The sequence below is a fragment of the Candidatus Methylomirabilota bacterium genome (assembly GCA_036005065.1).
GTDB lineage: Bacteria > Methylomirabilota > Methylomirabilia > Rokubacteriales > DASRDR01 > DASYQW01.
In genome coordinates this window covers 1-10,698 of sequence record DASYQW010000374.1, presented here as the reverse complement: position 1 = coordinate 10,698, position 10,698 = coordinate 1, and the positions used below count along the sequence as shown (strand labels likewise).

At 70.4% G+C, this 10,698-nt stretch carries 8 protein-coding genes; 7 read left to right on the top strand and 1 reads right to left on the bottom strand.

Annotated features, from left to right (window positions below; genetic code table 11):
- Window positions 1-319: hypothetical protein (locus VGW35_25475; protein ID HEV8311027.1), on the bottom strand; the 319-nt coding region annotated here is incomplete at its 3' end.
- 221 nt (window positions 320-540) lie between these two features.
- On the opposite strand from VGW35_25475, the gene VGW35_25470 reads away from it, so the two are divergent.
- From VGW35_25470 to VGW35_25440, 7 genes are all read left to right on the top strand, one after another.
- A complete protein-coding gene (locus VGW35_25470; GenBank protein HEV8311026.1) occupies window positions 541-2,751 on the top strand; it encodes a hypothetical protein in 2,211 nt (736 codons plus the stop codon).
- 265 nt (window positions 2,752-3,016) lie between these two features.
- Entirely contained in the window at window positions 3,017-5,152 is a 2,136-nt protein-coding gene (locus VGW35_25465; protein ID HEV8311025.1) for a hypothetical protein, read from the top strand.
- Between the two features lie 52 nt (window positions 5,153-5,204).
- Window positions 5,205-5,888, top strand: a complete 684-nt coding sequence (locus VGW35_25460; GenBank protein ID HEV8311024.1) for a glycosyltransferase family 2 protein — start codon at window positions 5,205-5,207, stop codon at window positions 5,886-5,888.
- Between the two features lie 28 nt (window positions 5,889-5,916).
- Window positions 5,917-7,116 (top strand): glycosyltransferase family 39 protein, encoded by a 1,200-nt coding sequence (locus VGW35_25455; GenBank protein ID HEV8311023.1) that lies wholly within the window; start codon window positions 5,917-5,919, stop codon window positions 7,114-7,116.
- Window positions 7,113-7,886, top strand: a complete 774-nt coding sequence (locus VGW35_25450; protein ID HEV8311022.1) for a hypothetical protein — start codon at window positions 7,113-7,115, stop codon at window positions 7,884-7,886. Before VGW35_25455 ends, VGW35_25450 begins: the two co-directional genes overlap by 4 nt.
- Before the next feature lie 50 nt (window positions 7,887-7,936).
- Window positions 7,937-9,568, top strand: a complete 1,632-nt coding sequence (locus tag VGW35_25445; GenBank protein ID HEV8311021.1) for a glycosyltransferase family 39 protein — start codon at window positions 7,937-7,939, stop codon at window positions 9,566-9,568.
- The coding region (locus VGW35_25440; GenBank protein ID HEV8311020.1) for a hypothetical protein at window positions 9,565-10,698 on the top strand (1,134 nt) is incomplete at its 3' end. The genes VGW35_25445 and VGW35_25440, both read left to right, overlap by 4 nt.

Sequence of the window (10,698 nt, the reverse complement as noted above, 5' to 3'; positions counted from 1 at the left end):
CGGGGCGCAGGCGGACGAGGAGGCGTCGGGTCTCGAGGACCGTGGGCAGCGCGAGGGCGAGCCGGTCGGCCAGGCGGACGAGATCGCGCGGGCGCGTCAGCCGGTACCAGTCGAGCGCGGTGTGGGAGAAGTCGCGGCTCGTGCGCGCCACGTACGTCTCGATGCCGGCCCGCTGGAACAGCCCGACGGCCGCGCTCGCGTAGAGGCAGAGGACGACCGGCTCGAACGCGGTGCGATCGAGCCCCCGGATCAGCCCGAGGAGGCTCAGCGGGGCCCCGCCGATCCCCGTCCCGTGGTGGATGTAGAGGATCCGCGTCATCACGGGGAGCGTAGCGGGCGCATCCGACCCGGTCAAGGTACTGCGTCCGGGCCGCTCTCGCCATCGCGCCCTGGCGCGTCCTCGTGCATGACGCCGGCTCATCCGCCGTGATATAGTCGGCCGACTCGAAGCCGTCGGCCGCGCCCCATGCCTCTTCGTGATGCGTTCCCGGTGGGACCCGCGACGCCTGTCCTGATGTCACGCCGGCCCCGGATGGCGAGATGACCCTCCCTGTCCCGGGGGTCGATCCCCGCCTCGTCGGGAGCATGGTCCTCATCACCACGACGTTTGCGCTGACCCTCGTCCTGCTGCTGATCGTCACCCTCCTGCCCTCCCGCCGGCACGCCCTTCAGATCCTTCTTCTCATGATCTGGGTATCCGCGCTTCCGGCGCTTTCTCCCCGCCTCGCGCCTCCACTGGCGTACCATCACTCGTTCAACTCCGGGGACTCGCCCCAGGGCACGGGCGTCACGATCCTCGACGCCCGAGGCTGGACCCAGCACCCGGACGGCCTGGCCCTCGATCCCGGACGACAGGCGACTCTCATGCTTCGGCTCCCCGCCCCCTGGCTCCGCACGATCCACGTACAGGCCCACCTCTACCGCCAGTGGGGCTCGAAGAGCGCCGACAACCGCCTCGAGCTCTCCCGGGACGGCGTCACCTTCGAGCTGTCGGGCAGCCAGCTGCACCTCGTCAACGAGACCGTCTCCCTCGGGGGGCTCGGGACCCGTCCACTGCTCCTCAGGATCTCCGCCTTCAATCCCTCCGACGCTCAGGTCCTGGTGGTCGACGACCTCCGGTTCTCCTCGCAGCTTCATCCCCTCGTCCTGGGCCTCTTCATCCTTCTGGGCCTCGCCCTCACCTGGCCAATCGCCGGATCACCGCTCTTCGCCAGACTGCTCCGCCTGCCCTCCGACGCCTCTCCGCTCCCATCCACACCGCCACCGTCAGTCCCGATGTTCCTGCTCCTCTTCACCTATCTCGCTCTCGCCTTCGTCGTCGTGCTCAACCACGAAATGTGGCGCGACGAGCTCCAGACCTGGCTCACCGTGAGAGCCAGCCACTCTCTTCCGGAGCTCTTCCACAACAAGCGATACGATGGCTTTCCGCTCTTGTGGTATCTCTCGCTCTACCCGCTGAGCCGACTCACCGACAACCCTCTCGCGATGCAGCTCTTCCATCTCGGGGTGGCGACCACGGCCGTCTACCTCGTCCTGCGCTTCGCCCCGCTCACCACGATGCAGAAGAGCCTCTTCATCGTCGGTTACTTCCCCCTCTTCGAATACGGTGTCATCAGCCGGCCCTACGCGCTCGGGGCGCTTCTCCTCTTCGCGTTCGTCGCCCTGTGGGTGGCGCGTCCCACCGCCTACGTGCCCGCCGCCCTGCTCCTCTTCCTGCTCGCGCAGACCACCGCCTACGGGCTGATCCTCGCCGGGGCGCTGGCCCTGGCCCGGACCTTCGAGGCCGTTCTCGGCATCCGGCGCGGCCCTGGCCCGAGGCCCGCTCCCCGGCGCCTGCTCCTCGCCGTATCGATCGTCCTCGCGGGTGCCGTCCTCTCGGTCGCGACTGGATACCCGGCCCGGGGCCACGACCTCGTGACCGGCTGGGTGACGCGGCTGGACTATGACCTCTTCACCAGGACACTCGCGACCGTGTGGAAGGCGTACGTCCCCCTCCCGCGCTTCCAGGAGCACTTCTGGAACACCAACGTCCTCGATCCCTCACCCGAATGGCAGCTTTACTTGAGCCTGGTGGCCCTCATGCTCTCGATCGGGCTGTGTGCCGCGCGTCCCGCCGCCGTGATCCTCCTGCTGGCGGGCGCCACCGGGGTCCTCACCTTCGTGTACACGAAGTATTTCGGCTATCTCCGTCATCACGGGCACCTCTTCCTCCTGCTGCTGGCGGCCGTCTGGCTCGCGCGGTCCAGCCCCGGCGGCCGCACGCTCCCGGAAGCCGGGCGAGGCCTGCCCGGCCTCTGCCGCCGGTACCACGGGCTGCTCGTCACCGGTCTGCTGGCGGCGCACGCGCTCGCCGGCCTCTTTGCCGCCGGGGCCGATCTCCTTCTCCCCTTCTCGGCGAGCCGGGATGTGGCGCGCTTCATCCGGGGCCGTTGGCCCGACGGGGTCGTCATCGTGGGCCATACCGACGTGGCGGCTTCTTCGGTGACCGGGTATCTCGGCCGGCCACTCTACTACCCGGCGATGCGAGCGTTCGGCACGTTCGTCGTCTACGCGCCCCGGGAATCCGTGAGCTCGGCGGACCTGCTGCGGGAAGCGACCCGGCTGTCGGCCGAGCGGAGACAGGACGTCGTCCTCGTCCTGGATTTCGAGCTGCCACAGCCGACTCCGGTCCAGCTCATCCGCGTGTTCCCGGACAGCATCGTCGGCGACGAGAGGTACTGGGTGTATCTCGCCAGGTACGCGCCCGGGTGACCATCGGCGGAGAGCGAATCCAGCCGGCCGGGCCGCGGGGTCGTGCCGTGTCGAGCCCTTGATCGACGGCGGCCCTTTCTCCTATCATTACGCGGTGAAGCTCCCGGGAGGCGCGCGTCGTCCACGGCCGCGGCGCGGCTGAACGCCCATCACGCCCGTCGTCTCCTCGCTTCCCGAGCTCCTCGTCGGCGTTCGACTGGCCCTGGGCCTCGTCGGAGTCGGCCTGGTCGCGCTCCTCCTGAACGCCCTCCTGGTGGGAGCGACGGTGACCCTGTCGGTCCGGCCACTCGTCCGGCTCCTGGTCCTGCTGGTCGGACTCGGCGCCGCGCTGTCGGCTCTTCCGCACCTGGTCCCGCCCCCCGCGTACCACCACGACTTCAACGCGGGGTCGCGGCCGGCCGCCTCGCGTGTCACGATCGTCTCGGCCCAGGGCTGGACCCAGGACCCCGACGGCCTCGCCCTCGATCCTGGCCGGGAGGGCGTGCTCGTCCTCGAGCTCCCGGCCCCCGGCCCCTACACCCTGGTCCTGCGCGGCTACCTCTATAGCCGCTGGGGCCCGACTCGCTCTCACAACAGCCTCGAGGTCTCCCGCGACGGGACCACGTTTCACCGGATCGCGAGCGACGTCCACCTCGGCGACGGCGAGCTGGCGCTCGCCAGTTTCGGCCTGCGCCCGCTCCTGCTCCGCATCCGGGCGAGCAACCCGTCGTCGGTGCCGGTCCTCGTCGTCGACGACCTCCGCGTGCTCGCCCGCGTGCACCCGCTGGTCGTCCTGGTCCTCGGGGTCGCCGCCGCGCCCCTGGCCTGGCTCGTCGGCCGCCACCCGGGCTGGGCCCGGCTCCCGAGCGGTGGCGTGACCCCGCCCGGGCTCGACGGCGGCCGACCCGCCAGCCGCGGTCTGGCCCTCGGGCTGGCGGCCGTCTTCCTCCTCCTCGCGGCCACGGTCGTGAGCCACCACGAGCTGTGGCGCGACGAGTGGCACAGCTGGCTCCTCGCGCGGGAGAGCGCGAGCCTCGCCGATCTCGTCCGGAACCGGCGCTACGACGGGGTCCCCATCCTCTGGGACCTCTCGCTGTACGTCCTGACGCGGTTCACCCGGGACCCGATCGGGATGCAGCTCTTCCACGTCGCCGTCGCGACGGCCAGCGTGTACCTCGTGGTCCGCCACGCCCCCTTCACCGTGACCCAGAAGCTCCTCTTCGCCGCCGGCTACTTTCCCCTCTTCGAGTACGCGGCGATCAGTCGCGCGTACGCGCTCGGCCTCCTGCTGGCCTTCGCGATCTGCGCGCTCTGGCCCCGGGCCCGACGCCGGCCGCTGATCCTGAGTCCCCTGCTGTTCCTGCTGCCCCAGACCAGCGTCTTCGGGCTGATCCTGGCCGTCTCCCTCTTCCTGGCTTGGGCCGCGGAGTCCCTGCTCGACCGCCGCCATCGCGTTCCGCTGGGGAGCGCCGGGGCGACCGCCGCCATCCTCGCCGGGGGACTCCTGCTGTTCCTCGTCACCGCCCGGCCGGCCCCCGACCGGGCCTTCGCGAAGCACTGGACCACCCACCTCGACCTCGACCTCGTCTGGCCGACGCTGGCCACGGCCTGGAAGGTCTACGTCCCCGTGCCGAGCCTCGGCCCGCACTTCTGGAACACGAACATCCTCGACGCGGCGCCCCTCCTCCAGGCCATCCTCGGCCTGGCCCTGCTGGCGGTGGCCTTCGCCTGTCTCGCCCGGCACGCGCCGTCCCTGGTCCTGGCGGTCAGCGCCACCAGCGGGATCCTCGCCTTCGTCTACGCCATGTACTTCGGCTTCCTGCGCCACCACGGCCATCTCTTCGTGGCCTTCCTGCTCGCCTACTGGATCTCGGCCCTGGCCGCCGACCGCCGGCCCATCCCCCGCCGGTCCGGGAGCGCGGCCACCCTGGGCGACCGCTACCGGTCCGGCGTCCTCACCGTCCTCCTCGCCGTCCACGCCGCGGCCGGTGTCGGCGCGGCCACGCTCGACCTCGGCCTTCCGTTCTCCGCCAGCGCCGAGACCGCCCGGTTCATCCGGGAGCGCTGGCCCGACCCCGACACCGTCGTCGTGGCCCACGACGACCTGTGGATCGCCCCCGTCGCCGGACAGCTCGGGCGCGACGTCTACTACGTCCGCCGGCACGAGTTCGGCACCTTCGCGCTGCTCAACGCGCTCCCCGACGCCACCCCCCGGGACGTGATCAGGGAAGCCCTGCGGCTCCAGGCCGCCGGGCAGAAGGACGTCCTCGTGCTGCTCAACTCGGGGCTGTCCGAGCATCGGGCGGCCCTCCAGGCCGACGCGCGATTCCGGCTCGTGCGGACCTTCTCCCGGAGCATCGTCCCCGACGAGATCTACCACCTGTACATCGCGCGCCATCCCCCGCCGGTCGCGCGGCCGTGAGCGCAGGGCGCCCTCGGGCGCGCCACTTCTGCTAGCATACTGGTCGGCTCCGATGAAGCTGTCGGTCATCATCCCGGTCTACAACGAGGAATCGACCATCCGCCACGTGCTCGAGCGCGTGCGGGCGGTCGACGTCGGCATGCCGATGGAGCTGATCGTCGTGGACGACGGATCGACCGATCGGACCGCGGAGACCCTCCGCTCCGAGGCCACGAACGTCTCCATCGTGCACTTCTCGCGGGTCAACTCCGGCAAGGGGACGGCCATCCGCGTCGGACTGACCTACGCCTCCGGGGACGTCGTCATCATCCAGGATGCCGACCTGGAGCTGGACCCCCAGGACTTCCGGCAGGTCCTGAAGCCGATCGTCGACGGGAAGGCCGAGATCGTCTACGGGTCCCGCTTCCTGACGCCGGCGCCCGGCATCTCGCTCAAGACGCGGGTGGCCAACCGGCTGCTGACCGCCCTGACCAATCTCCTGTACCGGTCGCGGCTCACCGACATGGAGACCGCCTACAAGGCCTTCCGGCGATCGGTCCTCGACGACATCCGCCTCAGCTGCCGGCGCTTCGACTTCGAGCCGGAGGTCACCGCCAAGCTCCTTCGCCGGGGCCACACGATCGCGGAGGTCCCGATCAGCTACCGCCCGCGCTCCAGCGCCGAAGGGAAGAAGATCCGGTTCTCCGACGGACTGGTGGCGATCTGGACGCTCCTCAAGTACCGGATCGCGGGGTGAATAACCCGACCATCCCGGCGGGACTCTGATGGATCGCGGGTCTGTCCGTCGGCTGGCTCGTCCCGGGAGCTGGGACACCGGGCTTCTCACGGGTGTCCTCTTCGCCGTGGTGGTGCTGGCCGAGACCGTCCTCCACCTCGGGCTCAATTCGCCGTACACCTACGGGAACCTGCGCGCCTACGGACACATCGGGAGCGACTACGTCAGGGATCTCGAGGGCTACCTCGTCAACCGCGACTCCTTCGACCAGGCCGGGCTGGCCATCTTCCTGGCCTCCGGCGTCCAGAGCTCCTGGCTCATGGTGAGCCGGGTCTTCTATTCCCATCTCGTGTCCCTGCTCTATCCGTGGATGGGCGTCTACGAGGCGGCGCTCCTCGTCAACGTCGCCCTCTGGGAGGTGGCGAGTCTCGCCGTGTGGAGGCTCGCCCTCCTGGTCGGGATGGGGCGGGCCGGCGCGTTCCTGGCGGGACTGCTGACGGCCACCTCGGTCGGGTTCATCACGGTGGCCGGTCAGGTCATCTCCTACCAGGGCGCGTACTGCGCGATCGCCCTGACCGTCTACTTCTGCGCCCGGGCCGTGTATCGCCCCGGCGAAGGCCCCCGGAACCCCGTCCTGGCCGGGATCGTCGCCGGCGCCGGCTTCCTGACTTACGAGCTCGTGAACCTCCTGGCGTTCGCCGCCGTCCTCTTCCTGCTCCACCGGCGGGTCCGGCACCTGCTGGTCTTCCTGAGCCTGGCCCTCGCGCCCGCCCTGCTCCTCCACCTCCTCAGCATGGCCGTCGGCCTCCGCGTCTTCCACTACGATCTCCTGGCCGAGCTCCTGGCCGGACTGGGCCACGGCTGGACGACCCCCCTCGGCCGTCTGACGGGCTACGGCGCGTCCCTGGTCCTCGGGCTCCTCCAGGCGTTCGTGTTTCTCACGCCGCTGCTGGCCCTGGTCGGATGGTGGAGCGACCGGGACTCCTCGCGCCGCGTCTTCTTCGCGCTGCTGGTGCTCGTCCTGGCCGTCCCGGTGGCGCTCGGCTCCAATCCGTGGCCGAGGAATTACTTCCACGCCTTCCCCGGGATCTACATCCTGGCGGTGGCCGGGCTCTTCCACCTGGGCGACCTCATCGGCCGGCTCGGCCCCCGCGCCTCGCTGGCCCGAGCCCTGGCCATCGGCACCGGCGCCGCGCTCGCGCTGATCTCCTCCCACCTCACCGTCTACCGGTACTACTACTACGGATGACGCGCGCGCTCCGCATCGCGGCGTTTCTCGCCGTCCTCCTCGCCGCCCAGGTGATCACGCGAGTCCCCTTCGTCGACGTCACGCCCTGGTGGCTCGGCCTCTACACGCTCGCCACCGCCGTCGGGCTCGTGGTCCTCCTGTCCGTCGTCGGCGCGAGCTGGCGAGGGCAGCGGGGGGTCCAGGCCGTGCTCCTGGTGACGTGGTGCCAGTGCCTCCCGGTGCTGGCGCTGTCGCCGCCGATGGAGTACCAGCACAGCTTCGACACGACCCCCTGGGTGTACGGACGCGGGGTGACGATCCTCGCCCGGACCGGATGGGTCCAGATGACGGACGGCCTGGGGCTCGCGCCGGGCACGTCGGGCGATCTCCTGGTCCAGATCGACGCCCCGCCGCTTCGGGCGGTCTACCTCCAGCCGCTCGTGTATGCCCAGTGGGGCGCGACCCGCTTCGAGAACGCCGTCGAGCTTTCCCGTGACGGGACCCATTTCACGCCGCTGAGCCGCGACGTCACGCTGGCGGACGGCCGCCGCCGGATCAACGGGCCGCTGGGGCCCTCCCGGCTCTGGGTTCGCGTCACCGCGCGGAACCCGGCCGCCTCGCCGGTCCTCGTGGTCGACCACCTCAAGGTGTTCACCGGCCGCGTGCTGGAATGGGTCCTGGCACTGACGGCGCTCCTCGGACTCCTGTTCAGCCACTTCGGCTCGCGGCTGGCTCCGCTCCGGCGCGTCGCGACCGACCTCGACACGCTCTTTGCCGAACGTGCCCCATGAAGCCGGCCCCGCCGGACAGGGGCGGCAGCCGGGCTGGAGACTGGGCGCTGGTGGCGCTCGCGATCGGCGTGTACCTGATCCAGAAACTCCTCCTCTACACCCTCGACATGAATTGGGAGGAAGGTCGGGACGCTCAGGCCTATCTTCGCGTGATGCAAGGAAAGATGCCTTATCGCGACTTCCGCTGGAATTATGGCCCACTGAGCCCGTACGTCTTTGCCGGCGCCTTTTCGCTGTTTGGACCCAGCCTGGCCGTTCTTCGGCTCACGGCGATTGCCGCCGGAGCGCTGGGCGTGGGGGCCGCCTACTTCGTTTCGCGGCGGATGATGCCCGCCGGGTGGGCCTTCATCGCGGCCGTCTTCTCGATGCTCCTGTTCCATACGCCCACCCACACGTATAACCATATCTTCGCGACAGTCGGGGCGTTACTCTCGATGCTGCTGGTTCTCAAGTGTGTGGAAGAGAACCGGTCGATCTCTGCCGCGTGGGCCGGCTCCGTGATCGGGGTGTCCATCCTGACGAAGCCGCTTCCGATGGGCGGGGCGAACTTCGTCGCCGCCAGCGTGGCTCTCGCGTTCCGATCCCGGCGCGTCCCGCGGGACCTGAGCGCCCTGGCGTGGGGAACGGGCGCCGTCGTCCTGCCCGTCGCGGCCGCCCTCCTCGCCGTGGTCCCCGTGCGCAACCTGGAACCCGCCCTCTTCGGATCGGCCAGCCAAGTGTTCGGTCCCTGGCGATACCCGAATCCCCTGCCGTTCGTGCGCGAGGCTTTCCTCGAGGCGTGGCGCCACTCCCCATGGGCTTTCTACGACGCGGTGCTGGCTCTGTTCAACGCGGTGGTGTCGTGGTTGCCGGTCGTGACGCCGCTGCTCGCCTGCGCCTGCCTGGTGAGGGCCACCGCACGCGAGACGGAGCGGAGCGGAGTGATCGCGCTCAGCGTGCTGGCGCCCTTGCTCTTCGTCCAACCGCTCCTGCAGGGAGGATCGGGCGCGACCGGATACCTGGGGGACGGCTACACGCACGCGCCAGCGTGGATCCTCGCCGCGTACCTCGGGTCGCGGCTGGTCGCCAGCCTGCGAGCTCACGGGACTGTCGCGCGGGTGGCGGCCTCCGGCCTGGTCGGCGGGCTCGTGCTGGCTGCCTGGGTGATTCCCTATTTCCCGCAGTATCTCAACGTCATGCGGGAGCTGCCGGACGATCACCCGCTGGCCATGAGAGCCTTGCCCCTCTCGGTGCCGCGAGCCGCCGGCATTCGGATCGGCGCCAAACTGCTCGTCGAGGACGTCGTGGGATTCATCCAGGCGCACGTCGACCCCTCGGAGCCGATCGTGTTCATGCACTACAATCCGATGTTTCTCTTCCTCTCCGAGCGCGAGAGCCTGTTCCCGGAAGACGACTACATCTTCATCCGGGCCGGAGCGTCCGCGGTGGTGCCCTGGCCGGGACCGTCGCCGGCGGCTGCGGAGCTGATCATCGAGCGGCTGCGTGACCGCCGACCGCGCTTCATCTTCGTCCAGTCGATGGACTACTCGCCATCACGGGCAGGGCAGAGTGAGGTCTGGCGATACATCGAGCGGGCGTATGTCCCGATCAAGACGTTCGGAGCCAGCGACTTCACGGAGGAGATGGACCTGCGGCGGCCGAGTGTGCGGGTGTACGCCCTGAAGGAGCCACCCGGCCAGTGACGCGCACCCTCGACATCCACCACGGCCCGGCTGACCTCGCCGAGCAGCGCGGCCGTGCGGCCGGCGTTTTCCTGACCGCCTGCCTCGCCGTCCCCGTCGCCGTCCTGGCCCTGACCGTCGGTCCTGCGCTCGGCCGGGTCGTCATCACCGCGCTGCTCTTCGCCCTCACGCTGCCGCTGCTCCTGGCGGCCACCGCGCTCCTCTTCGATGGCCGCCGGGCGGTCCAGCTCCTGCTGTTCCTCACCTGGGGTTCCACGCTTCCCGTCCTCGCCTGGCTGTCCCCCCCCATCGCCTATCACCATTCGTTCGACGCCGGCGCCTCCCCCTCCGGCCAGGGGGTCACCATCCTCGTCGCCCAGGGATGGACGCTGCACCCCGATGGTCTCGCCCTGGACCCCGGCCGCCAGGGCACCCTGCTCCTGCGGCTGCCCCCGCCGCCCTGGCTCCGCGCGCTGTCCCTCCAGGCCCACATTTACCGGCAGTGGGCTCCCGTGCCGTTCTTCCCCAACCGTCTCGAGCTGTCCAGGGACGGCGCCACCTACCGTCCCCTCGGCACCAACCTCCACCTGGCGGGCACCGTTCTCCCCCTGCCGGGGCAGGGTCGCCATCCCCTGCTCCTCCGCCTGACCGCGTCCAACCCGTCGCCCGCCCAGGTGCTCGTCGTGGACGACGTCCGTGTCACCACCTCCTACCTCCGGCCGTCGGTCCTGGTCGCCTTCACGCTCCTCGGCCTCCTCTTCGCCTGGCGCGCGCCGTCCTTCGCGCGGTTCGCCCTGGTCGCCTCTGCCGCGGACGCCTGCGCCCGCCGGGCGCTGACCGCCGCCCACGCGCTCGTCGCGGCCGGGTCCCGGCATCGGTCGGGCGTCGCGGTGGTGGGTCTCACGGGCCTGCTCGTCTTCGCCATCCCGCTGGTCCGGCCGGGACCCGACTTCGGGGCCTACGCGGACTACATCCGCCTGTTCGCCCAGGGGGATCTCGTCGAGCGGGGGGTGCTGAAGGTCTCCGAGGCCTCGATCGGGCCCGCCGCCGTCTGGGAGCCGTTTCGGCGTCTTTTCGCCCTGCTTCGCTTCCCCGACGAGCTCGCCCGCGACATGTATTACGCGGCCCTTGCGAACTGGCTCGCGTTCGCC

Coding starts and splice junctions, on each gene's coding strand:
- VGW35_25470 (HEV8311026.1), top strand. CDS start 541: ATGACCCTCCCTGTCCCGGGGGTCGATCCCCGCCTCGTCGGGAGCATG.
- VGW35_25460 (HEV8311024.1), top strand. CDS start 5,205: ATGAAGCTGTCGGTCATCATCCCGGTCTACAACGAGGAATCGACCATC.
- VGW35_25455 (HEV8311023.1), top strand. CDS start 5,917: ATGGATCGCGGGTCTGTCCGTCGGCTGGCTCGTCCCGGGAGCTGGGAC.
- VGW35_25450 (HEV8311022.1), top strand. CDS start 7,113: ATGACGCGCGCGCTCCGCATCGCGGCGTTTCTCGCCGTCCTCCTCGCC.